At 65.1% G+C, this 22,780-nt stretch carries 20 protein-coding genes; 2 read left to right on the forward strand and 18 right to left on the reverse strand.

What is annotated here, in order from left to right; all coding sequences use genetic code 11:
- Positions 1–4: 4 nt before the first annotated feature.
- From VGV58_RS21065 to VGV58_RS21120, 12 genes are all read right to left on the reverse strand, one after another.
- On the reverse strand, positions 5–1,381 hold the full coding sequence (locus VGV58_RS21065; RefSeq protein ID WP_326875969.1) for an FAD-dependent oxidoreductase: 1,377 nt from the start codon (positions 1,379–1,381) through the stop codon (positions 5–7).
- Positions 1,381–3,105: an ABC transporter permease gene (locus VGV58_RS21070; protein WP_326875970.1), complete on the reverse strand. Its 1,725-nt coding sequence runs from the start codon at positions 3,103–3,105 to the stop codon at positions 1,381–1,383. The genes VGV58_RS21065 and VGV58_RS21070 overlap by 1 nt, the downstream gene beginning before the upstream one ends.
- Positions 3,102–4,229 (reverse strand): ABC transporter ATP-binding protein, encoded by a 1,128-nt coding sequence (locus VGV58_RS21075; RefSeq protein WP_326875971.1) that lies wholly within the window; start codon positions 4,227–4,229, stop codon positions 3,102–3,104. The genes VGV58_RS21070 and VGV58_RS21075 overlap by 4 nt, the downstream gene beginning before the upstream one ends.
- Positions 4,230–4,301: 72 nt before the next feature.
- Positions 4,302–5,462 (reverse strand): ABC transporter substrate-binding protein, encoded by a 1,161-nt coding sequence (locus VGV58_RS21080; protein WP_326875972.1) that lies wholly within the window; start codon positions 5,460–5,462, stop codon positions 4,302–4,304.
- Positions 5,463–5,508: 46 nt separating this feature from the next.
- Positions 5,509–6,690 (reverse strand): acetyl-CoA C-acyltransferase, encoded by a 1,182-nt coding sequence (locus tag VGV58_RS21085; protein ID WP_326875973.1) that lies wholly within the window; start codon positions 6,688–6,690, stop codon positions 5,509–5,511.
- Complete coding sequence (locus tag VGV58_RS21090) at positions 6,690–7,523, reverse strand: CoA-transferase (protein ID WP_326875974.1); 834 nt, start codon at positions 7,521–7,523, stop codon at positions 6,690–6,692. Before VGV58_RS21090 ends, VGV58_RS21085 begins: the two co-directional genes overlap by 1 nt.
- Positions 7,524–7,525: 2 nt before the next feature.
- A complete protein-coding gene (locus VGV58_RS21095; protein WP_326875975.1) occupies positions 7,526–8,323 on the reverse strand; it encodes a CoA transferase subunit A in 798 nt (265 codons plus the stop codon).
- 2 nt (positions 8,324–8,325) lie between these two features.
- On the reverse strand, positions 8,326–9,792 hold the full coding sequence (locus VGV58_RS21100; protein ID WP_326875976.1) for a phenylacetate--CoA ligase family protein: 1,467 nt from the start codon (positions 9,790–9,792) through the stop codon (positions 8,326–8,328).
- Positions 9,774–10,892 carry an acyl-CoA dehydrogenase family protein gene (locus VGV58_RS21105; protein ID WP_326875977.1) on the reverse strand — a complete coding sequence of 373 codons (1,119 nt, stop codon included), beginning with the start codon at positions 10,890–10,892 and terminating at the stop codon, positions 9,774–9,776. The genes VGV58_RS21100 and VGV58_RS21105 overlap by 19 nt, the downstream gene beginning before the upstream one ends.
- Positions 10,889–12,109, reverse strand: a complete 1,221-nt coding sequence (locus VGV58_RS21110; RefSeq protein WP_326875978.1) for an acyl-CoA dehydrogenase family protein — start codon at positions 12,107–12,109, stop codon at positions 10,889–10,891. The genes VGV58_RS21105 and VGV58_RS21110 overlap by 4 nt, the downstream gene beginning before the upstream one ends.
- Positions 12,110–12,117: 8 nt before the next feature.
- Positions 12,118–12,909, reverse strand: coding sequence for an enoyl-CoA hydratase (locus VGV58_RS21115; protein WP_326875979.1), 792 nt, complete (start codon positions 12,907–12,909; stop codon positions 12,118–12,120).
- 96 nt (positions 12,910–13,005) lie between these two features.
- Complete coding sequence (locus VGV58_RS21120; RefSeq protein WP_326875980.1) at positions 13,006–13,638, reverse strand: flavin reductase family protein; 633 nt, start codon at positions 13,636–13,638, stop codon at positions 13,006–13,008.
- 108 nt (positions 13,639–13,746) lie between these two features.
- Here VGV58_RS21120 and VGV58_RS21125 point away from each other — a divergent pair, with 108 nt between their 5' ends.
- On the forward strand, positions 13,747–15,459 hold the full coding sequence (locus tag VGV58_RS21125) for an acetolactate synthase catalytic subunit (protein WP_326875981.1): 1,713 nt from the start codon (positions 13,747–13,749) through the stop codon (positions 15,457–15,459).
- 188 nt (positions 15,460–15,647) lie between these two features.
- On the forward strand, positions 15,648–16,436 hold the full coding sequence (locus VGV58_RS21130; RefSeq protein WP_326875982.1) for an IclR family transcriptional regulator: 789 nt from the start codon (positions 15,648–15,650) through the stop codon (positions 16,434–16,436).
- Between the two features lie 283 nt (positions 16,437–16,719).
- On the opposite strand, the gene VGV58_RS21135 is transcribed toward VGV58_RS21130, so the two are convergent.
- From VGV58_RS21135 to VGV58_RS21160, 6 genes are read right to left on the reverse strand one after another with little or no spacing between them, the layout of a single operon-like run.
- Entirely contained in the window at positions 16,720–18,600 is a 1,881-nt protein-coding gene (locus VGV58_RS21135; RefSeq protein WP_326875984.1) for a TRAP transporter large permease, read from the reverse strand.
- 4 nt (positions 18,601–18,604) lie between these two features.
- The gene (locus VGV58_RS21140; RefSeq protein ID WP_326875985.1) at positions 18,605–19,606 is read right to left on the reverse strand and encodes a TRAP transporter substrate-binding protein; all 1,002 of its coding nucleotides are present in this window, start codon (positions 19,604–19,606) and stop codon (positions 18,605–18,607) included.
- A 48-nt stretch (positions 19,607–19,654) separates the two neighbouring features.
- Positions 19,655–20,458, reverse strand: a complete 804-nt coding sequence (locus VGV58_RS21145; protein ID WP_326875986.1) for an SDR family NAD(P)-dependent oxidoreductase — start codon at positions 20,456–20,458, stop codon at positions 19,655–19,657.
- Positions 20,455–20,886, reverse strand: coding sequence for a cupin domain-containing protein (locus VGV58_RS21150; protein ID WP_326875987.1), 432 nt, complete (start codon positions 20,884–20,886; stop codon positions 20,455–20,457). Before VGV58_RS21150 ends, VGV58_RS21145 begins: the two co-directional genes overlap by 4 nt.
- A gap of 44 nt (positions 20,887–20,930) precedes the next feature.
- Complete coding sequence (locus VGV58_RS21155) at positions 20,931–21,983, reverse strand: SDR family oxidoreductase (protein ID WP_326875988.1); 1,053 nt, start codon at positions 21,981–21,983, stop codon at positions 20,931–20,933.
- Complete coding sequence (locus VGV58_RS21160; RefSeq protein ID WP_326875989.1) at positions 21,983–22,702, reverse strand: EthD family reductase; 720 nt, start codon at positions 22,700–22,702, stop codon at positions 21,983–21,985. The genes VGV58_RS21155 and VGV58_RS21160 overlap by 1 nt, the downstream gene beginning before the upstream one ends.
- Positions 22,703–22,780 lie beyond the last annotated feature (78 nt).

Below are 22,780 nucleotides of genomic sequence, written 5' to 3' on the forward strand. Positions count from 1 at the left end.
CGCCTTACGCCGAGGCCGCGGCGTTCTGCCCGGCCAGCTGGCCGAAGATCAGGGCCATGCCGACATGGCTGGCCGAGAGGTATCCGGCGCCATGGAAGCCGCCGGTCACCTCGCCCGCGGCGTAGAGGCCCGCGACCGGCTCGCCGAAGACATCGATGACGCGCAAGGCAACATCGACCTTGAGGCCGCCGTTGAAATGGGTCGTGCCCGGCACCGTGACGATGCCGTAGAACGGTCCCGAAGCGATGGCGGGCGGCGTACCGGCCGTGCCGACGAGATGGCGCCGGCCGAAGCCGGGATCCTCGCCCCGCCTGACCGCGCGGTTATAGGCCGCGATCTCCAGCTGCGCCTGTTCGGCGTCGAGCCCGGCAGCCTGCTGGAGCAGGCCGAGAAGCTGCTCCAGGGTATCGGCCTTGTGCTCGGCATAGCCGGACAGGACCCTGCCCAGCATGGTGCCGAGATGCGCCTGGCGGATCGCCTCGTCATAGATCTGGAAGATCAGGCCATCGGGCTGTTCGAGCGCCGCCCAGGAGATGTCGTTGTAGAGCCCGGATTCGTCGCAGAAGCGCTGGCCGTCGCGGTTCATAATGACCGCACCCGAATAGACCAGCATCGCCCCCTTGCCGGTCGCCGGGTCGGCCGGACCGGTCGGAGCGATGCCGGCGGTCAGGTAAGCCGTGTCGGCCCCCAGCGCGAGCGCCATGATCAGGCCGTCACCGCGCGATCCGGCGCCGGTGATTGCCAGGATACGCTCGGTCCCCGGCCGGCCATGGTTCCGGATCAGCGCAAGGTTGCGGGTGAAGCCGCCGCTGGCGAGGACAACCGCTCGCGTCGCCGCAAACCTCAGGGTACCGGCGGGCGTATCGACCATGACGGTATCGACGCGGCCTTGTTCGTCGCGCAGGAGCCGCCGGGCCCGGCTGCGGGTCATGATCGAGATACCGCGCTCGCGCGCAGCGATTTCGAGCAAGCGCCCAAGCTCCGCCCCGCCATGCACGCCGGAGCCGGCGATCTCATGGCCCCATGCCTGGTGCATATGCGCGAACTGGAAAGTGCCGGCAAAGCGGACGCCGAGTTCGAGGAGCCTGCGATAAGCCGCTGCCGCGTGATCGACATAGAGGCGGACGAGCGCCTCATCGTGATCGCCGTGATGGGCCTCGAGCAGATCCAGGTAGAGTTCCTCGCGAGACCCCGGTGCCAGATCGGTCTCGCAGAAGGCTGCGTAGCCCGCCGAGAGCCTGGTGCTCCCAGCCGGGCTCGGCTCGCTCTCGATCACGATCACCCGTGCGCCACGATCGGCAGCCTCGATCGCTGCGCTCAGACCAGCGGCGCCGCAACCGATGACGACGACATCCGCCATACGTGCAGGTTCGGGCCCCATCAACGCTCCAATCGACGGGCCACATAGAGCTGGGACGGAACGACAACGACCAGCAGCGCTACCATCAGCAGGATCGCCAGGGCGGCCGCGCCCGGCAGGTCCGGGAACTGCCAGAGGTTCCAGAGGGTCGACGCCGCGACGAGATTGCCGGTCGACATCAGCATCAACGGCACCGTCAGGTCGCGGGCGCTATGGGCGAAGACCCAGAGCCAGCCATTCAGGATCTGCGGCCAGACCAGCGGGAAGACCACCTTGCGCAGCGAGGTCAGCCAGCTCGCGCCGCTGATCAGCGCTGCATCCCCGAGTTCCTTGTGGATCTGGATCAGCGCGCTGCTCATCGTCCGCACGCCGAAGGCGATGTAGATCGTCACATGGCCGAGGACGAGGATCCAGATCGTCCCGTAGAGCGGCGTATTGAGATAGAGCAGCAGGATCGCCAGCACGAGCACGATCGGCGGGATCGCCATCGGCAGGAAGGACAAGGCGTCGAGAATCTTGCCCGCCTTGCTGTTCGAGCGGACCGTGAACCAGCCGATCAGGGACGACACGACCATCACGATCGTCGCGCTCGAGACGACGAGGATGACCGTATTGAGCACGGCGCGCGAGATCATCGGATTGGCCAGCAGGCGACGATAGATGTCTAGGGACAGGCCGCCGAGCGCCGAGAGGCTGGGCGTGCTGTAGGAAGGCTGCAGGCTGACCCAGAGCAGGATCAGCAGCGGCAGCATCATCACCGCGCAATAGCCGAAGGTGAAGCCGAGCGCGGCGAAGCGCCAGCGGCCGAGCTTGATCCGCTTGGGACGAAAGGCCTTCCCTGTCACGACGCGGAAGCGCTCGCCAAGCCGGGTCGCCCGCATATAGGCCCACATCAGGCCAGCTGCGACAACCAGCAGCAGCACGCCGAAAGCCGAAGCGAGACCGTAATTTGGCAGGCCGTTATCGGGCGAAGAAAGCAGGTAGACGCGCGTCGACAGCACCGGAACGTCGGCCGAAAGCCCGATGATCAGCGGCAGGTCGAAAGCCTGGACTACCGCCATGAACATGTAGATGCCGATCGAGAACAGGCCCGGAGTCAGCAGCGGCAGCGTCACCCTTGTGAGCGTCGCCCATGCATTGCCGCCGTGGACACGCGCCGCCTGCTCCAGATTGGGATCCATATTCCGCAGCAGGCTGCTGATCATCACGAAGGCGGTCGGCACGACCGCGAATGCGGTAACGACGATCAGCGACCAGAACGTGTAGATCGTGAGGAGTGGACGAGCGAAGCCGAACAGCTCCCGGAACATCACGTTGAGGGCACCGTTGCCGGGGTTCAGCAACAGGATCCAGCCGAAGCCGACGACGAGTGCGGGCACCATCATCCATGCGAACATCAAGATCCGCACCAGGATGCGGCCGGGCATGTCGGTGCGCTCGGTGCACCATGCGATGGCGGTCGCGATGGCGACGCCGATCGCCATGCTGGAAAGCGCATAGACAACGGTATTCCAGATCAGGCTCAGCGTGCGCGGACTCTGCAGCAGCTGGACATAGTTCTTCAGCGTGAATTCGAGCGTCTCCAGCGGCATCGACTCGGCCGGGGCGAACGACGCCCGGATCAAGACCAGGACCGGTCCGAGAACCAGGATGCTGACGACCGCCAGCAGCAAGGCGAGAACGAGTTTCTGCTGGTCGAGCCTGACACCGGAGCGGCGAGCGCCTGTGACGGAACCGGTCGTCATTGCGGGTTCCGCCCGGAAGGCGGTTTGGCCGCCGGCACAATGACGCAACGCTCCGGCGGCAGCTCGAGGATGAGCTTCTGGCCGACCACGAGCGAGGTATAGGGGTCGAGCATCAAGGTCAGCTTGCGGCCACCCGTCTCGACCTCGGTCTCGACGACATCACCGAGGAAGGTCATGGCATCGACCCGCGCCTTGAAGCGGTTCGATCCCTGCGCCGGATCCGTATCAGGCGCGATCACAATCGCCTGCGGACGGACCACGACCATGACCTGCTCGCCGGGCGCCAGCTCCGAGCCAGCAATGCCCGAGACCGGCCCGATCGCCGTCTGCGCTCGGGCCGTCGCGCCGCCGTTCTCCAGCACGCCGGGTAGAAGATTGCTGCGGCCCATAAAGTCGGCCGTGAAGACGCTGTTCGGCTTGAGATAGATGTCGCGCGGCGAGCCTTGCTGGACGATCTTGCCCGCCTTCATCAGCACGATCTGGTCGGACATGCCGATTGCCTCGACCTGATCGTGCGTAACGAAAATCGTGGTGATCCCAAGTGATTTGACGAGGGAGCGGATCTCGGTACGCATCGTATCGCGCAATTTCGCATCGAGATTACTGAGCGGCTCGTCCAGCAAAAGCAGCCGAGGCTCGTGCGCCAGAGCGCGGGCGAGCGCGACGCGCTGCTGCTGGCCGCCCGAGAGCAGCGGCGCCGGGCGGTCGGCCAGATGGCCGAGTTCGACCATCTCCAGCGCCTTCTGCACACGCGGCCGCACCTCACGGCTCGGGACGCGTTTCACGCCATGGACGAGCGGGAAGGCGACATTGTCGAAGACACTCATATGCGGCCAGATCGCATAGGACTGGAAAACCATGCCGAGCTCGCGCCGATTTGCCGGGACGAGCACGCTCTCGCGCGATGAGAAGACGGCCCTGTCGCCCATCCGGATCGCGCCGGAATCCGGGTTCTCCAGCCCGGCGATGCATTGCAGCGTCGTGGTCTTGCCGCAGCCGCTCGGCCCCAGCAGCGTGAAGATCGCGCCTTCATCGACCTTGAAGGAGACATCCCTGAGAGCCTGAACCTCATCCTGGCCGTGCTGCCCTGGATAGGATTTGACTAGATTCTCGATCACCAGCATCGGTTTTCCGGCTTTCCGTCGGTAAGGGTTGCGCGGAAGCCTTGTGCTGCTCCCGCGCCACTGCCTGCTTGCTCAGCGCGTCATGAGATCGGCGATGGCGTTGCGAACCGAAAGGGCCTGCTTGGTGTCCTCGAGCGAGGTCTCCGTCAGAATCTTGGCGCCACCCTTGACCCGCTCGGCAATCAGCTCGGTGAGCGCTGTGCCCTTGTCCCCGGCGCGCGGCAGCGGCTCCTGGGCGTTGGCGACCGTAATGCCTTCGGTTGTCAGCCAGGCTGCGAACAAGCGCGCGGCATTCGGGTTCGGCGCGCTTTCCGGCACGTAGATGTAGAGATTGTTCAGCGGGATATAATCGCTGAAGAGCTTGAACTTCACGCCTTCGCTGCGGCCTGCAATGTGCAGCGAGGAAACGCCGACCGGCGCCTGCCCAACCGAGATCGCCCGCGTCGCAGCCGCCGTGCCGCGTTCCAGCACCGGCTTGTTGTCGAGCACCGCTTTTGCCATCTTCAGCGTCTCGTCCTTGCCGAGCGCGAAGGAATAATAGTCGAGCGGATTGAGCGAGAAGGCGTTGATCGCGACCCGGCCACGCCATTCACTCTTCAGCAGCTCGGCCCAGGTATTGGGCACGTCCTCATCCTTGATCAGCTTCGGGTTCCAGCCGATGCCATAGGTCGCGTCGAGGATCGGCAGCGCCGCGCCGCGAAGATCCTTCATGACCCGGTTGGTGACTTCCTCCATCTGCGGGAACTGCTTGCCGAACACCGCAGCCCATGGATAGGGCTTCAGAATCTGCCGCTCGAACAGGACCGAAGCCTCCTGGGCGCCGCCGGCGCCGACGACGTCAACGGATCCGCTGGCACGGCCTTTTTCTGCCATCAGCTTGGTGCCGGTCTGGACAGGGTTCGCCGCATTCCATTCGACGGTGACGTTGAGGCCAAAGCGCTCGTTGAAAGCCTTGGCGATCGCCGCATGCGCCGTTGGCGTCCCAGGGCTGCTGACCGCGATGAAGAGACGGCCCTCCTTGCGCGCGCCCTCGAGAATCTGCTCGTAGGTCGGCGTCTGTGCCTGTACGGCGCCGGCCGTCAGAATGACGGTCGCCACCGCGGCAGTGATTGCAAAATGAGAACGAACGATCGCCATTGTTTCCTCCCTGCAGGGTTTAATCCCTGATAGTTCGCCAATTAATTCCATTATATGGAATTTTTTATCGACATTCAGACGACATTCTAGGCGCACGTTGCAGTTATTAGCAAAGCCTGCCTAAATAACTCCACAATGTGGATCAATAGATCTCGATCAGGCCGGCCGCTCCCATTCCGCTGCCGACGCACATCGTCGCAATCGCGCGCCTGGCGCCACGGCGGCGCCCCTCGATCAGGGCATGCCCCAGCATGCGCGCGCCCGACATCCCGTAGGGATGACCGACGGCGATCGCACCACCATCGACATTGAGCCGGTCAGCCGGCAGGCCGAGCTTGTCGCGGCAATAGAGGACCTGGACGGCAAAAGCCTCGTTGAGTTCCCAGAGGTCGATATCGGCGATCGAAAGTCCTGCCCGCGACAGCAGGCGCGGCACGGCGAAGACCGGACCGACGCCCATCTCGTCGGGCTCGCAACCGGCCACGGCGAAATGCGACAACGCGCCGAGCGGCGACAGGCCGAGCTTTTCGGCGAGCTTTTCCTCCATCACCACGCAGGCGGCGGCGCCATCCGAAAGCTGGCTGGCATTGCCGGCGGTGACGGTTCCGCCGGCACGGATCGGCTCCAGCTTGGCCAGCCCCGCGGCATTGGTGTCCGGCCGGTTGCCCTCGTCACGGCTGAGCCGCACGGCGTCCTCGGAGGTCGTCCCCGTCGCCTTGTCGATGACTGTCTTCACGCTATCCATCGGCGCGAGTTCGGCGTCGAAGCGGCCTGCCTCCTGCGCCGCTGCAGTCCGGCGCTGGCTTTCCAGCGCATAGGCATCCTGCGCCTCGCGGCCGATCCCATAGCGCTGCGCCACGACCTCGGCGGTATCGAGCATCGGCATGTAGACGTCGGGCCGATTCGTCTTCAGCCACTCATCGTGGAAGCGATAGGTATTCTTGTGCTCGTTCTGCACGAGGCTGATGGTCTCGACGCCGCCGGCCACGACCGCTTGCGCGCCATGGCTGATAACGCTGTCCACCGCCATGGCAATCGCCTGCAGGCCCGACGAGCAGAAGCGGTTGATGGTTGTGCCGGCCGTGGTGACCGGCAGTCCGGCGCGCAGCACCGCCTGGCGGGCGATGTTGTAGCCGGAAGCCCCTTCCTGCATGGCACAGCCGAGGATTACGTCCTCGATCAGCGTCGGATCGACCTTGGCGCGGGCGACAGCCTCAGCGACGACATGGCCGGCGAGGCTCGCCGCATGGGTGTTGTTGAAGGCGCCGCGATAGGCACGCCCCATCGGCGTGCGCGCGAAGGAAACGATGACAGCCCGGCGCATCACGCCCTCCCCTCGATCGGCGCGCCGGTTTCGCGCTGCCAGAGATCCATCAGCAGCTCGTCACCACCCTCATTGGATTCGAGCCGCCGGAGCCCCTGCGGGTCGATCACCTTGCGGATCAGCCTCAATTCCTCGGCGGTCGGCTCGGGCGTCACTGGAATCTCGCCTGTGGCATGGACGACGAAGCCGGTCTTCTCCTGCACGCGCTCCAGCGTGATGCCCGGATGCAGGGAGACGACGCGCATCGAGCCGCCCGGCCCCTCGAAATCGAAGACGCCGAGATCGGTGACGACGAGGCCGGGCTTCGCACGGCGCACCGGGCGGACCTGACCGCCGCCATCCCCGTTGCCGCGGCCACAGACGAAATCGACCTTGGCGACGATCGTGCGCGGATTGTGCCGCCGTATGTGATAGCAAAGGCTCTCGCAGCCCCAGAGATCGTCGGGAACACCGCGCGCGCCGACGAGCTGCGCCTTCGGCTTGGCCCAGGGGCCGATCACCGAGATGTTGGAGGCGCCATACTGGTCGAGCTGGACCGTACCGATCCAGATCTGCAGCTTGCCGTGGGCAATGAGCTGGAACATCTCCTGCCAGCTCAGATTCATCCGGCTCGAGGCGGCCAGCGTCCACTCGTCGACCAACGCCTTGGCGTGCACGTCGCAATCGGCAGCGGCCCGCGAGCCCGTGGTCAGGAAGAGATCGGGAACATGCAGCGCCTTCGCCAGGCGCGCCGAGAGATCCGACAGGATCGTCGCGCCGACGCCGATGGCGTTGCCGCGGAACTCCCTGGCCATGCGGCTGATCAGGAGCTCTTCGAGCGTGTAGCCGGTCATCGTCACTGCTCCCGAAGCCATGCGGAGAACCATTCGGAATCGGTCGCCCGCTTCTGGTATTCCAGCACCGCCGGCAGGTTGAAGCGGTAGTCGGGGTAGAGCGCCGTCATGCCGGCTCCGCGCGGCGCCTCGATCACGCCGTCGATCCAGAGCCGGGACAGGAAGGTGCCGCCGGCGGTCGCCACATCGTCAGGCAGCTCGTCGACGATCCTCTCGGCCGTGACGAAGACAGTCTTCGCCGCCTGGACGAGGAGCGGGTCGGCATAACCATCGCCGATGATCACCGCATTGCCATGGCGGTCGGCGATATTGGCATGGATGAAGGCGACGTCCGGCCGCAATGCCGGCACCGCCAGCAATTCCTCGCCACTGAACGGGCAGGAAACCTTGCGAAACGGAGCCGTCGGCGTCGTCAGGATGTCGGTGTCGAGCCCGAAGCGCGTCGGCAGGAAGGGCAGGTTCTTCGCGCCGGCCTCGAAGGCGGCGATGATCGTCGCTTCCGAATACTCGACAACCGAGATGCTGCCTGACTCGCGCGCCTTGCGGAAATGCGGCGCGAGCCCGAAAGCATCGAACCCGACGAAGGCGAACTGCAATTCGCGGACCTTGCCGGCCCCGATCAGGAGGTCGACATCCGGGCCGCCGAGCATGGCGACGAGGGTGAGATCGCCGGCATCCGCAGCCGCAAGCGCCCGCGCCGCCGCCATCGGCTTGCGCTGGATTCCGCCACCACCGAACGCCACGGAGCTGCCGGGCGCGACCGCGGCCAGCGCTTTCTCGAGGGTGATCATCTTCGTCATCGTCACTTCCCGTTCTGGCGCAGATCGAGCAGGCGCCGGGATTTTCCGGTGCTGCCGACCTGGGTGAGCGGCAGCAGGCTCGCCGGTGGAACGATCTCCACCGCGACCCGCACACTCAGATCGCGGTGCAGCGCAGCCTCCATCTCGGCGGCGAACACCGCATCGTCGATCTCGTCCGACTTCTTCTCGACCCGCACCGTCATCGACTCCCGGCGCGACAGGCCCTCGCCCGCATAGGCGACGACGCAGAGGAACTCGCCGGTCGCGCGCGGATCGGCGGTGACGGCGCTCTGGCAGGCCATCGGATAGACGTTGGTGCCGCGCAGCTTCACCATCTCGTCGCTGCGCCCGAGGAACATCGAGAGCTTGCGCGTGCACAGGCCGCAGGAACACTCGGAGCGCTCATAGGCGACGAGCAGGTCGCGCAGGTCGTAGCGGATGATCGGCGGCGTGCTGCGATGCAGGCTGGTCACGACGAGATTGCCACGCTCGCCGGCCGGCAGCACCGCGCCGGTCTCGACATCGGCGGTCTCGATATAGACCGTGTCCTCGCTGATGTGCTTGCCGTCCTGCGCCTCGCATTCGAAGGCGATCTGGCCGATCTCATGCGTGCCGTAGTTGTCGTAGACCGGGCAGCCCCAGGCTTCCTCGAGCTGCTTGCGCAGATGGCCATCGACATCCGGGCCCAGGAAGGAATGCAGCCGCTTGGTCTTGAGCGCCCTCAGGTCGAAACCGGTCTCGTTCGCCACCTGGACAAGCCGCGCCAGATATTCGGCGCGGCCATACCAGGCGGTGGTGCCGATCCTCAGCGCGTATTCGAGCTGGCGCTCGCTCGGCGTCACCACGCCCGAGCCGGTCGTCACCGGCATCGCGCCGAGCCAGTGCAGGCAGGCATAGAGCCCGCAATAACCGGCATTGGCCATGGCGAGCGTATAGGTGATCTGCACGGCGTCGCCGGGCCGCGTGCCCTGCGCCCAGAGCGCGCGCGCCGTCTGGATCGCCTGCACTTCGAGCGCGACCGGATCGAACAGGGTCAGGCGCGGGAAGCCAGTGGTGCCGCCTGAGGTATGGACCTTGAACGGCGTGCTCGCCAGATCCTCGGCGGTCACCGGCTGGTGGCTGCCGAAGGGCGGCGCGTCCGCGATCGCCTCCTTGAGGTCGTCGCTGGTGAAGGTCGGCAGCTTCTCGATGTCGTCGAGGCCACGGATATCGCCAGGCTCGATCCCCGCCGCCCGCCAGCGCGTCGCATAGAACGGCGTGCGCCAGGCATCGTCCATGCGCGCCAGGAAGCGGGCGTTCTGCAGCGCGCGCAGCTCCTGGTCGGACATCTTGCCGGTCGTCTGCTGGAAATGCGGCGGCGGCGGGTAGTCCCGCATCAGCCCGTCCCAGTCGACCGACTTCCAGTAATAGGGAACCGCCGGGGCGCTTTCCTCGTCCGTCCGCGCGGGCTTCACCTCGTTGAGAGACACTGGACTACCTCGCTTCCATCTACACCGGCGGCGCTGACGACGGCGCGCTCCGGTGTCAAAAGGCTTTCGATGAACCGGTCGCCGGCGCGCTTGCGCAGCGCCGCGGTGCCGCCGAAGCTGGCATGGAGCCGGCGCGCGCGCTTGAGATAGAAATGCGCGTCGGTCTCCCATGAGAATCCCATGCCGCCATGCAGCTGGATGCAGTCGGCCGTGATCTTCATCGCGGCGTCGGCGGCGATGACCCGGGCAATCTGCGTCGCATCGAGATCGCCGGGCCTTCGCACCGCGTCGGACACGGCGAGCCGAGCATGCGAGAGCAGCGTGAACCCGTCGGCAAGCCGATGCTTGATCGCCTGGAAGCGCCCGATGACCTCACCGAACTGCTTGCGCTGCCGGACATGTGCGACGGCTCGCTCGAAGGCCGCTCGGGCGATGCCGACCAGCTCGACCGCGGTCAGGATATGGATCGGCAGCAGGACGCGCTCGGCCTCGCCATGGCCGCAGCGCGCTCTGGCGATCTCGGCATCCGGCGCCAGCACGACGGATGCGATCGGCGTGGTCGGGTCCATCGGCTGAAGCGTCTGGCTCGTCGCCCCGCCCATGCGATAGAGAACGAAGCTCTGGCCCGCGTCTCCAGGCTCCAGGCGAAGGATATGGCTCGCGCCGGCCGCATGCTCGACCAACGGCAGGAGCGATCGTCCGTCGGAGAGGGATTGCGCCTCGGTGGTCGCGAGCCCGAGCCGCACCGCGCCCTCCGCCAGCTCGCGCAGGAGCGTGTCGCCAACCGCGCCGAAATGCGGCGCGAGCGCGGGCAGGAGTACCGCCGAAAGCGCATACGGGCCGCAGAACAAGTGTGCTCCCATCTCCTCGACGATGTCCGCTGCCTCGGCGAGGCAGAGACCGAGGCCGCCATGACTTTCGGGCACCATGATGCCCGTCCAGCCCATTTCGGCGGCGAGCTGCCAATGGCTCTCGGCGAAGGTCGCGCAGACCTCCCCATCCTGCGCCAGAGCCGCGTTCGGAGCGGCTTCGGCGAGCGTACGCGCCGCGGCGTCGCGCAGCATCTGATCGGAATAGGCCATGGAAACGCCCTGTGTCATCGCGGCAGCTCCAGGCCACGTTCGGCAATGATGTTGCGCTGAATTTCGGATGTGCCGGCCAGGATCGTCTCAGCGCGGGTCCAGAGATAGTCGCGATGCCACAGCCCCTCGGCCGGCGCCGCCTTTTCCTGCGGCCCGTACTGGAAGGCCGGCCCCATGATGTCCATGGCGAGGTCGAAGAGGCGCTGATGCGTCTCGCTCCAGAGCAGCTTCACTGCCGAGCCCTCGACACCGGGCGGCACGCCCTCCTCCGCCTGCTTCAGCATCCGGTCGGCGTGCAACCGCAGGGCATGGGCATCGCAGAACAGGCGAGCGATGGCGTCGCGGATCAGCGGATCCTCGATCGTCTTGCGCCCGTCGCGCTGGGTCGTCGCCGCCAGCCGGACCAGATCCTCGAGCTCGGTCTGCAGCCGCACGATGCGCGGGATGAAATAGGTGCCGCGCTCGAAATTGGCGGCGGCCATGGCGATGCCCCAGCCGGCATTCTCCTCGCCGAGCCGGCAGGCGACCGGCACCTCGACATCGTCGAAGAAGACCTCGCCGTAATCGGCCTCGCCGGTGATCTGGCGGATCGGCCGGACGCGGATACCGGGCAGGTGCATATCGACCAGGAAAACCGAGATGCCGCGCTGGCGCGGCCCCTCGCTCGAGGTCCGGGCGAGCAGGAAGCACCAGTCGCCGAGATGCGAGAAGCTCGTCCAGATCTTCTGGCCGTTGAGAACATAGACATCGCCGCGGCGCTCCGCCCGCGTCGCCAGCGAGGCAAGGTCGGAGCCGGAATTCGGCTCGGAATAGCCCTGGCACCAGATCTCCTCATTGCCGAGGAGCTTTGGAATGAAGCGGTCCTTCTGCTCCTGCGAGCCGAAGGCGATCAGGGTCGGGCCGACGATGCCATGGCCGATCAGATTGACCGCCAGCGGCGCTTTGGCGCGGGCATATTCCTGATGGTAGATCGCTTGCCGCGTCAGCGAGAGCGGCCGGCCGCCGACAGCTTCCGGCCAGCCGAGGCCGGAGAGGCCGGATCGGCAGAGATGATCCTCCCATTCGCGGCGGAAGGCGAGGCGCTGCATCTCGGCCGTGCCATGGCGGGCGCCCGCCAGCCGCGGCAGCTCCTGCGCGAACCAGACCTTGATCCCGGCCCGGAACGCCTCATCGGTCGGCGCGGCGAGAATGGCCGCCGGCGACAGGGCGGCCGCCACCGCGGAAAGGGTATTCATCGCAGATCTCACCGGCGCCCGCGCTCGATCGCGCTCGCCAGACCGCCACCGCGCATCTGCGCGAACTCGTTCGAGACATGCGAAAGCTGGTGGCTGTCGAAATGGGCGGACAGAGCGTTACGGAAGCCCTGCATGTCCATGGTCCGGTTCAGCGAGCGCTTCATCAGCCGCAGCGCGAAGGGCGGCGCGGCCGCGACCTGCTCCGCCATGGCCTGGACCTCGCCTTCGAGTTCGGCCCGGGCGACGACGCGGTTGACCATGCCGGCCACCAGAGCCTCCTGAGCCGAGAGACGCGCGCCGGTAAAGAGGAACTCCTTGGCCTTGCGCGTGCCCATCACCCAGGGATGGACCAGCACCTCGACAGCGGCCGCCCCCATCGAGTGGCAGACCGGATCGGCAAAGAAGGCATCCTCGGACGCGACGACGAGGTCGCAGAGATTGGCGACCATGAAACCGCCGGCGATGCAGGCACCCTGCACCTGCGCGATCGTCGGCTTCGGGCAATCCCAGATCCGCAGCGCATAGTCGAAATAGCGCAGCTGCTCATAATCCCAGCGCTGCTCGACGGTGAAGCCCTGCCGCTTCGCCTGAGCCTCCTTGAGATCGTGCCCGGCCGAGAAGTGATCGCCCTGACCGCCGATCACGATGACCCGAACCTCGGCGTCGGCCGTTGCCGCGGCGAGCGCCGCATCCATCTCGTCCAGCAGGCACTGGCTTTCAGCGTTCCGGGCACCTGGCCGCGCATGCAGGATACGCGCGACCGCCCCCGACACGCTGTACTCGATCTCGCTGAATGCCATGTCGATATTCCATTATATGGATACTTATTGACAAGGCACGCAGCATATCTGCGCAAAATATCGGGTCAATAGAGAATAACAACAAAATATCATCCACTAAGTGGAATAAGAATGCGAACCATCCCGCCGCACAGGCGCCAACGTGCGGACCTCGCCCAGTCCGGCATATTTGGGCCCAGCGATCCGACAGAGGGGCCGCAGCCGCTCCGCTACCACCTTCCCACCATCAAGGAGATCGCCGCGGACATGGAAACGACGCACACGTCCGACAATCAGCTGCGCGCCCCGACCACCAAAGGGGATGACCTGATCGAGGCCGCATTCGAGCGCCGCCGGGACGCACTCCAGCCGCGGCGTCACAACATCGAGCGACGGCACCAGCGACAGACCGAGCAACTCGACCTCACTCACATCGACGGAATGCTCGGCGGCACTGAGGCGAACCGGCTCGATCAACGTTTCATCGGCAATGTTGACGACAAAATCGGCCCGGGCCGCGATGTTTCGTGCCGTGTCCTTCAACTCATCCCCGCGGCGCATGACACTGATCCCGATCAGCGGCGGCTCCGCCCAGAGATAGGTGAAGGCACTGAACGGAGCCAAATTCACCACACCCTCCAGTGACAGACTCGTCACCCAGGCGATCGGGCGCGGAACGATCAATCCGATCAGGAGCCTGTAGACCTCATCGACGGACAGGCTTTCGGCCCTTGCGTTCGTAATTTCCACTATATGAAATATAAAATCTGACTTTATTCCCTATAGCGTTACAAACAGCAATGACATACCGTTATCATTCATAATGATGATCCATATTATGGCATTCAAAGATCTAACATGACCGAAAACCTGCTGCCCACCGTCGCCGAAGTGCTCGCCGCAGAGCTCAAGGCGGCCGGCGTAGAGCTGATCTTCGGCCAGGGCTCGCCCTCCGCCCTCACCCTGGCAACCGAGCGCGGTGGACTGCGGCAAATCGGGTTCCGGACAGAGAACGCCGGAACGGCGATGGCGGATGGCTTCGCCCGTGCCTCCGGCCGCCTCGGCTGCATCGCCACCCAGAACGGCGCCGCCGCGGCACTGGTCGCCGCCGGGTTGAGCGAATCCTTCAAGGCCTCCGTTCCGGTGCTCGTCCTGGTCCAGGATGTCGAACGCTCCCATGTCGACCGCAACGCCTTCCAAGAATTCGACCACGCGACCCTCTTCGCCTCCTGCACGAAATGGTTCCGCCGCCTCGACGATGGCGCGCGAGCCCTCGAAATGCTGCGCAAGGCGATCCTCACCGCGACCAGCGGCCGACCTGGGCCGGTCGCGCTCGCCATCCCGGCCGACGTTCTGGCCGAGCGGGTGCCTCAGTTGCGGGCCCCCCGTTCCGTGCCCGCGGCCTTCCCCGCACTGCGCCAGCAGCCCGAGCCGGCCGCGATCGCCGAGGCCGCGCGGCTGCTCGCCAATGCCAGGACGCCGATCATCGTCGCCGGCGGCGGCGTCCATAGCTCGGGCGCGCAGGCCGAGCTGGCCGGCCTGCAGGAGCGTTTTGCGCTCGGCGTCGCGACGACGATCATGGGCAAGGGGGCCGTGAATGAAGCCGATCCGCTGTCTCTTGGCGTAGTCGGCAGCGCCATGGGGCCCGGCAGCCCGTCGCGGGCGATGCGCTCGCTCATCCGCTCGGCCGATGTGGTGATGTTCGTCGGCAACCGGACCAACGACAATGGCACGGCCTCATGGAGCCTGTTTCCGAACAGCGCCGCGTTCATCCATATCGACGTCGCGGTGGACGAGGCAGTGCGGAACTATCCCTCGCTTCCGCTGATCGGCGACGCTCGCACGACATTGCGCGCGCTAGGCGTCGCTATGGCAGCTCATTGCGATGGCGAAAGCGCCGCGGCGCTCCGCCGCCCCCCGCTCGCGGCCGCCATCGCGCAGGCCCGAGCTGCCGTCGCAGGCGAGGTCGCGGCCGTGAAGCTGCACACGAGCGACCCGATGCGTCCGGAACACCTGATGCATGTCCTGCAGCAGCGCGCTCCCGCCGACACGGTCTTCGTCGCCGATGCCAGCTATTCCAGCCTCTGGGTCTCGCAATATCTGCAGGCCCGCGAGCCCGGCCGGCGCTTCGTGTTTCCGCGCGGGCTTGCCGGGATCGGCTGGGGCTACCCGCTGGCGCTCGGCACTCGCCTCGCCCTGCCCTCCTCTCCTGTCGTCGCGGTGGTCGGCGACGGCGGTTTTTCACATTGCTGGGCGGAGCTGGAATGCGCCGTGCGGCACAGCATCGGCGTCAAGCTGATCGTCCTCAACAATGCTGTTCTCGGCTTCCAGCGCCATGCCGAGATGCTGCGCTTCGGACAGGCGACGGAGGTCTGCGCGATCACCCGGATCGACCATGCGATGATCGCCCGCGCCGTCGGCTGCGCCAACGCCACGGTCACCTCCGCAAGCGAGCTCACAGCCGGGCTCGATGCCATGTTTGCGGCGCAGGGCCCTTTCCTTCTCGATGTCCATGTCGATCCGGAGGCCTATCCGCCGATCGCGGGCTTTGCCAGGCTGCAGGCATCCTGAATGCGCCGGGCCGACCAGGCGGCACAAAGCACCAGCAGTCTTTCCGTCTCTCTTCTCAATGCGTGGGCGGAAGGCTATGTGCTCGACACGGGTCCGCCCTAGCCTATGGTCCGATGAAAAGACCGAATTCGACTGTTCGAGGCCTGCGCCCTGAACCGGGCTGACGGGGAAGCGGAGACCTTCAACAAATGGCTCAGGATGGCGAGAGCACGACGCGGGAGCCCGGCCAGGGCACCCAGGTCATCGACCGTGCCATTTTCCTGTTGCGCTCGATCGCCCAACGTGGCGGGTCGGCGCGCCTCACCGATCTGGCGCGCGGCGCCGATCTTGCGACCCCAACCGCCCGGCGCATCCTGAAGCGGCTCGTCGACCATGGCATGGTCGGGCAGGATCCCGAGACGCAGCGCTACCATCTGGGCATGCTCGCCTATGAGCTGGGGCTTGCAGCGAGCCACCGGGTCGATGTCGCTGCTCGGCTGAAGCCATTGATGCAAAGGCTGGCCGAGCTCTCCGGAGACACCGCCTATCTGGTGATGCGGCAGGATTTCGAGGTCGTCTGCATCGACCGTGTCGAGGGCAACTACCCGATCAAGACGCTGACCCTGAAGGTCGGCGACCGCTACCCGCTCGGCATCACGGCGGGCAGCCTCGCTTTGCTCGGCGCACTGCCGAAAGCCGAAGCCGACGCCATCGTCGAAGCCAACCGCACGGCCTATTCCGAGCGCGGCCACCTCACCGTCGAGCAATTGCGCGACGATCTGGAGAAGACGCGCCAGCGCGGCTATGCACTGCGGCGCGACGCGATCATCGATGGCAGCATCGGCATCGGCCTCTCGGTCCCGAACGGATCATCGCCGCCCTATGCCGCCATCAGCCTCGCCATGGTGCTGGAGCGTATGACCGACAGCCGGCGAGAGCAGCTTCTTGCCATGATCAGAAGCGAGCTGGAGGCCATCGCAGTGCATGCTGGCACCTGACCGGGATATCGCCAGGAGCAACTGCGGTCGCCCCCGCATTTGGGCCATGGTTACCTCGCGGTTGCAGTTCCAGGGCTCTGCGAGCGTTCGTTCCAGTCGCGCGGCTTCAACGAGCACGGGCGCGCGCCCAATCCAGCAGTTGCCTGATGCCGCCGCCTCCACATGCGCACGCTTAACCGCCACGCCGTGAGTATTCTGTTGCATGAGCTGGGGCGTCACGGAGCCATGACGCGGCACGGCTGTGGCGGTGAAGGGGCGGCGGATATCCTGCCCCCTTGCTGGCTCAAAGAAAGCCGATGCTCAACCAGGGAAACGCTGCAATAAGGACGATCGCGACGAGCAGGGCGACAAGGTAAGGTACCATGTTCCACATCGCGTCATCGGGCGAAACCTTTGCGATGGCGCAAGCCGTGTAGTAGCCGTAGCCGAAAGGCGGCGAAAACAGGCCCAGTCCCATCGAAAGCAGCACCACCATCGCATACTGGACCGGGTGGACACCCAGCGACTGGGCGACGGGTACCAGAAGCGGTCCGAACAGGACGATCGCGGGTATGCCTTCAAGGATGCTCCCGAAGATGATGAAGGCGACGATCGAGACCGCGAGGAACGTCAACTTGCCGCCGGGTAGGCCCGTCATCAGCGAGACCAGCGTGTCGGCGAAGCCGGATTGCGTCAGCGCCCAGGACATGGCTCCTGCGAGCGCGATGATGATCATGATGGTGCCGGTCAGCGCGACGGTCTCCACCAGAATCTCGCCCATGCGCGCCAGGGAGAAGCCCCGCATCATCACGGTTCCGACGACCGCCACATAGGCGATGCCGATGACCGCGACCTCCGTCGCCGTCGCGACGCCTTCGAGGACGGCGGCTCGGATGATAAGCGGCAGGGCCAGGGCGGGCATGGCGATGACGAAGGTCTTCCCGATCAGTTTGAGATCGCGCTTTTCCTCGCCCCGGCGCTCGTTGCGGGAGCGAAGCCAAACCGCGACGGCCAGCGCTAGCATGCAGACAACGGCCGGCACGAGACCGCCTATGAAGAGGGCGGCGATCGAGATGCCGGTCACGGAGCCCATGATGATCAGAACGAGGCTCGGCGGGATCGTTTCCGCAGCCGCTGCTGACACGGCCAGCAAGGCAACAATATCGCCCTCCTTCGCGCCGCGGTCCTTCATGGCTGGCGCGAGAATCGGGCCGATCGCTGCCATGTCGGCGGCCTTGGCGCCGGAAATGCCGGATACCAGATACATCGCGCAGAGCATGACGTAGCTCAGCCCGCCGCGCGCCGAGCCGATCAGCGCCGCCACGAAATTGATCATGGCGCGTGCCATGCCGGTGTACTGAATCTGGATGCCCAGGAAGATGAAGAGCGGGATCGTCAGAAGGATGAAATGCGACATGCCTTCATTGATTCGCCCGACGATTACCGTCAGCGGTAGATCGCTGGTGAGCGTGAAATAGCCAACCGTCGCGGCCCCGAACGCGAAGGCGATGGGCACGCCGATGACAATGAGGGCCATGACGCCGACACCGAAGAACAGCAGCAGATTGAGGTTCCCGAGATCTGCCAGCAGCGGAGGCGTCCGTTCAAGGCTGATCGCTATGGCCACGGCGATCACGATTTGCGCGAGGACGGCACGGGCCGAAGAGGCGCGCCACATCTGGATCAGCAGGAACACGGCCATCAGCACGATGCTGACCAGGCTTGCCAGAACCGGAACCGAGCCGGGAATGGAGAGGTTTGGGGTTGTAACGATATGATTTAGCTCGACGAGCTGAAGCGTCGGGACGACTAGCTTGAGGAGAAAGACCAACAGCACGACATGCGCGATGCGCTCGATCCCCGCCCGCCGCTCAGGCGCGAACTTCGATAGGACGAAGGTGAGGCGCAGGTGGATCTTGCGCCTCAGTGCGCTGGCGACGCCGAGCATACCGAACCAGAGGAAGACGAGCATCGCGACTTCCTCGATCCAGGTGATTGGGACATTGAGCAGATAGCGCGCCGTTACCGCCCAGCCGAGCAGGACGATATCGACGAGGAGGAGAGCGGCTGCGACGATATCGACAAGCCTGCCGAGGCCCGATTCCAGCCTGTCCAATGGGCTGAGACCCGTGTGGCCACTGCCGTGACTGACGGCATCGGCCGCTATGAGATCTGTCGCAGCCATTGTCTCAACCCAGCTTGCCGGTGTAGCGCTCGAGCGTGCCCCAAGCCTCGGCTCCGAACTTCTCCTTCCATTCCTTGTAGAAGGTCGATGCAGCCAGCGCCTCGCGGAAAGCCTGGCGGTTGGGCTCGACGATCTTCATGCTCGCGCTGGCCAGCTTCGCGCGGAGGCTTTCATCGAGCTTGACCAGATCGGCGCGTTCCGCGATGGCCGCCTCGGTGAAGCGCCTGGTGACCACGTCCTTGATCTGCTGCGGCTGGCGCTTCCAGAACGGGCCATTCGCCAGCATCCAGAGCCCGTCCCACATGTGGTTGGTCAGGCTGACGAACTTCTGAACCTCGTAGAATTTGCCGCTGTCGACGAGCGGCAACGGATTTTCCTGCGCATCCACGAGCTTGGTCTGGAGGGCAGTGTAAACTTCGCCGAAGCTGATCGATTGCGGTGCGGCGCCAAAGCTCTTGAACAGCGAGGTCGAAAGCGGGCTGGGTGGGACACGAATATGCACGCCGGCAAGATCAGCCGGTTTCTCGATCGGCTTCGAACCGCTCGTGATCTGGCGGAAGCCGTTGTCGAACATCTTGTCGAAGGCATGCAGGCCGGTTTTCTCGAGACCCTGCCTGACAAGGCCGCCAACATCGCCGTCCATGGCTTTCCAGACGTCATCAAGGCTGTTGAAAGCGAAGCCAACGCCGTTCAGCGAGGATGCCGGGGCCAGGTTCGACAGCTGCGCACCGGCCAGCGGATAGAACTGGATCGCTCCCTGCCGCAACTGGGAGAGCACTTCGAGATCGCCTCCGAGCTGACTGTTGGGGAAGACGCGGATGTCGATCTCGCCGTTCGTGTCGGCCTTGATGTTCTTGGCGGCTTCCTCGATCCGCGTGATCATCGGATGCCCGGCAGGCATATTCGTTGCCAGCTTCTGCGTCGCTGCTTGCGCCGGACGGATGATGGCGAAGGTCGTTGCCGCGAAAGTGCCGGACGCGACGAATGATCTGCGTGTGAGCTTCATGTTTCCCTCCGTTTTGTTCTTCTGTTTGCTGCCCCGTCATCCGGGTTTTCAGGCGAGGATCAGGCCCCCGGAAACGTCGAGGATCGCGCCTGTCATGTATCGGGATGCGTCCGAGGCCATGAACAGGACGACATCGACGATGTCCGCAGGCTCGGCCAGGCGCCCGATCGGAATCTGGCCGTTGAGAGCCTGCCCCTCCTCGTCGTTACGCAGCAGACCGCTGACGCGCTCTCCCGCCACCGGGCCGGGAGCGATCGTGTTCACGAGAATGCCGTGACGGGCATACTCGCGGGAAAGATGGCGGGTCATGCCGATCACCGCCGTCTTGGCCGCGGTGTAGGAGCAGCCCAGTAGCGGGCTGACGGAGCGCCCGGCATTCGAGGCGAAGTTGATGATCCGGCCGCCACCAGCCTCTATCATGTGCGGCAGGATCGTCTTCGCGCACAGGAAACTGCCGCGCACATTCGAGGCAAAGACCGAATCCCACTCGTCGACCGGCGTCTCATGCGTGACGCGATAGGCCGCCCCATAGCTGCCGGCCATGTTGACGAGAACATCGATCCTGCCCCAGCGGGACAGCACGGCATCCACGGCCGCACGAACCTCGTTCTCCTTCGAGACATCGGCCACCAGAGGCACGGCCTCGCCATCGGCCTCGGTGATGATCCTGGCCGTTTCGCGTGCGCGCTCCTCGACCAAGTCGCAAATGGCGACGCGGGCGCCGAGCCCTGCCAGCCGTTCGGCCAAGAGCTTTCCGATCCCTCGGCCAGCGCCGGTCACTAGAAAGTTTCGGCCGGCAAAGATGCCCGGCGCAAAGGCCTCACGCGCGGCCACTAGAGAAATCTGGTTCATGGCTGATCCTGTGCGCCCGCAATGCCGCGCGGCGTGACACCAGCGGGCAACGGCAATGGCGGATTGGCGCTTTCGAGATGCTCGACAGTGACGAAGACGAGCGGAGTGTCGCCGATATTATGGAGGTCGTGGACCATGAACTCACCTGCGCCGAAGCGCATGTGGCTGGTCTGGCCGGCATAGTAGGATGACGCTTTGGGCTCCCCGCCGTTGACATGGGATATGGCCTGCCCGGCGCTCAGCGCCGTCCAGAAATAGTCGAGGACATGCCGGTGGAAGCCAATGCGCTCGCCGGGTTCCAGGCGCATGTACCAGACGCGTGCCCGCTCACTTTCGGAGAGCAGGATCTGACCGACGCATGGGTTGAATGCATTGCGCTCGAACTCGGCTTGGAGCGCCGGATCGTAAAGGGATGCCGGATCGCTCATGGCGCCGTCCTTGCCGGCAGGCAGATCATGGGTGTCTCCTGCGTTCACGGGACGATCTTCTTGCGCTGCAGATCGCGGAAGAGGTCGAGGAACATCTCCTCGCTGTCGAGAAACTCGAGGAAGCCGTAGCGCCGGCATTTCGTGGTGTCGGACATCACGTCCCAGTCGTTTGAAAAGGCGTAGTTCGCGAAATTCCAGTTCACGAGCTGCGCGAGCGGGTGCTGCTGCAGGCCTTCGCGCGCGACGATCTTGTCCCAGAGCACGTCGGCACCAGCCATGCGGGTCGGCATGTCGACGGTTTCGACACCACTCGCCTCGAGGCCAAAGAAGCGCGCGAAGACCGGCCACAGGTTCTGGTAGCGGAAGAAGTCGCCATTGGTGATGTTGAAGGCTTGATTGGCACAATCCGGATTGGTCGACATCCAGACCATGGCCCGCGCGAGCAACCCCGCATCCGTGGCCTGATAGACGGAGGTGAAGGCGCCGGGCTTGCCAGGGAAGGTGAAGGGCTGCCCCATCTCCTTCAGCAGCGTCGCATAGGTCGCGATCGTGGTGATGATGTTGAGCGGGTTGCCCAACGCAAAGCCGCAGATCACATGCGGCCGGGCTGCCGACCAGGACCAGCCCTTTCCGGTGCTGGCCTGTTCGGCCAGATCCTGCTGGTCGTAATAGAAATGCGGCACGTCGATCCGCGGGTCCGTTTCCTTCGCAGGGGTTTTGAACGGGCCGAGATACTGTCCGTAATACTTGGTGCCCTGGAGCAGGCAGACATGCTGCAGGTTCGGCGCAGCCGCCTCGATCACCGGCAGGACATTCGCGAACATCTTCGCGTTCGGCGCGCGCGTCTCAGCGATCACCTTGTTGTCGAGATAGGCGCAATAGAAAACATGCGTGACGTCGCTCAAGCCGCCGAGATTGTCCTTGCAGCTTTGCGGATCCATCAGGTCGGCATGCACGAAGCGAGCCTTCGTCTGGAAATACGGCGGCTTGCGCGATACGCCGATCACGTTCCAGTCGGGCTGCCGATCGAGATGCTCGATCAGCGCGCGTCCGGAAACGCCGGTCGCGCCGATGACGAGGGCGGTCTTCTTCTGCATCAAATCTGTCCTTCCTGAACTCCGAAGGCGGGAGGAGGCGGCATCACCACCACATGCTCGCGCAGCAGCGCGTCCTCCCACCGGGCGATTTCGTCGCGGCCGAAAACCTGGTCCTTCCAGGCCCGCAGCCGATCGCGGCCTTGTGCGGCCGCATTTCGTTCGGTGAACCAGAGTTCCACCAGAGCGTCGTAAGGGGCCTCGCCTGTCACAAGCATCAGGTCTCCCTCCACTTTGGAGTTCAACAACTGCCCGGCCTCGTCGAGGCTGAGACGCGCCTGTGACGCCCCCGTGAGATCGCAGAGCCCGGGCTTCACAACCGCAGCGAGGCGTTCAAGGAAGGCCGCGCGAGACTGGTGGGGCGCCCGCTTGAGACAGAGCAGCAGCTTGAACGGCGTCGACGACAATGAACCGGCCCGCTTCAGCCAGCGCTCGCTGGCCAGCAGATGCTCGCGCCGCGCCAGCCAGGCGGATGCATCCTTCGATCCATTGCGGCCGATCTCCGAACCATAGGAAGCCTGGCAAGCTTCGCGCGTGTCGAACCACAGCTGCGCGACACCATCGGCCGGCGGCTCGCCCTCATCCAACGAGAAGCCGAGCATATAGCCGCGCAGACCCGGAAAGGCGGCTGCGATCGGACCATGGATCGTCTCCCAACGTTCCTCGAACGCGGGGCGCGTCAATTGCTCGACGCGCTTCTGGAAAGTCACGAGCTTGATCATCGGCGGCGCGCCAAGCCCGTCACCTGTCCGACGCTGATATCCGTAATCACTGATTCCTCCGACATCCGGCCGTCGTGC

The organism is Allobosea sp., assembly GCF_035944895.1.
Classification (GTDB): Bacteria; Pseudomonadota; Alphaproteobacteria; order Rhizobiales; family Beijerinckiaceae; genus Allobosea.

Excerpts from the sequence above, each read along its gene's own strand:
- VGV58_RS21070 (WP_326875970.1), bottom strand. The coding sequence starts at position 3,105 with ATGACGACCGGTTCCGTCACAGGCGCTCGCCGCTCCGGTGTCAGGCTC.
- VGV58_RS21140 (WP_326875985.1), bottom strand. The coding sequence starts at position 19,606 with ATGAAGCTCACACGCAGATCATTCGTCGCGTCCGGCACTTTCGCGGCA.
- VGV58_RS21125 (WP_326875981.1), top strand. The coding sequence starts at position 13,747 with ATGACCGAAAACCTGCTGCCCACCGTCGCCGAAGTGCTCGCCGCAGAG.
- VGV58_RS21130 (WP_326875982.1), top strand. The coding sequence starts at position 15,648 with ATGGCTCAGGATGGCGAGAGCACGACGCGGGAGCCCGGCCAGGGCACC.
- VGV58_RS21090 (WP_326875974.1), bottom strand. The coding sequence starts at position 7,523 with ATGACCGGCTACACGCTCGAAGAGCTCCTGATCAGCCGCATGGCCAGG.
- VGV58_RS21150 (WP_326875987.1), bottom strand. The coding sequence starts at position 20,886 with ATGAGCGATCCGGCATCCCTTTACGATCCGGCGCTCCAAGCCGAGTTC.
- VGV58_RS21085 (WP_326875973.1), bottom strand. The coding sequence starts at position 6,690 with ATGCGCCGGGCTGTCATCGTTTCCTTCGCGCGCACGCCGATGGGGCGT.
- VGV58_RS21115 (WP_326875979.1), bottom strand. The coding sequence starts at position 12,909 with ATGGCATTCAGCGAGATCGAGTACAGCGTGTCGGGGGCGGTCGCGCGT.
- VGV58_RS21105 (WP_326875977.1), bottom strand. The coding sequence starts at position 10,892 with ATGACACAGGGCGTTTCCATGGCCTATTCCGATCAGATGCTGCGCGAC.
- VGV58_RS21160 (WP_326875989.1), bottom strand. The coding sequence starts at position 22,702 with ATGATCAAGCTCGTGACTTTCCAGAAGCGCGTCGAGCAATTGACGCGC.
- VGV58_RS21065 (WP_326875969.1), bottom strand. The coding sequence starts at position 1,381 with ATGGGGCCCGAACCTGCACGTATGGCGGATGTCGTCGTCATCGGTTGC.
- VGV58_RS21135 (WP_326875984.1), bottom strand. The coding sequence starts at position 18,600 with ATGGCTGCGACAGATCTCATAGCGGCCGATGCCGTCAGTCACGGCAGT.
- VGV58_RS21155 (WP_326875988.1), bottom strand. The coding sequence starts at position 21,983 with ATGCAGAAGAAGACCGCCCTCGTCATCGGCGCGACCGGCGTTTCCGGA.
- VGV58_RS21095 (WP_326875975.1), bottom strand. The coding sequence starts at position 8,323 with ATGACGAAGATGATCACCCTCGAGAAAGCGCTGGCCGCGGTCGCGCCC.
- VGV58_RS21075 (WP_326875971.1), bottom strand. The coding sequence starts at position 4,229 with ATGCTGGTGATCGAGAATCTAGTCAAATCCTATCCAGGGCAGCACGGC.
- VGV58_RS21110 (WP_326875978.1), bottom strand. The coding sequence starts at position 12,109 with ATGAATACCCTTTCCGCGGTGGCGGCCGCCCTGTCGCCGGCGGCCATT.
- VGV58_RS21145 (WP_326875986.1), bottom strand. The coding sequence starts at position 20,458 with ATGAACCAGATTTCTCTAGTGGCCGCGCGTGAGGCCTTTGCGCCGGGC.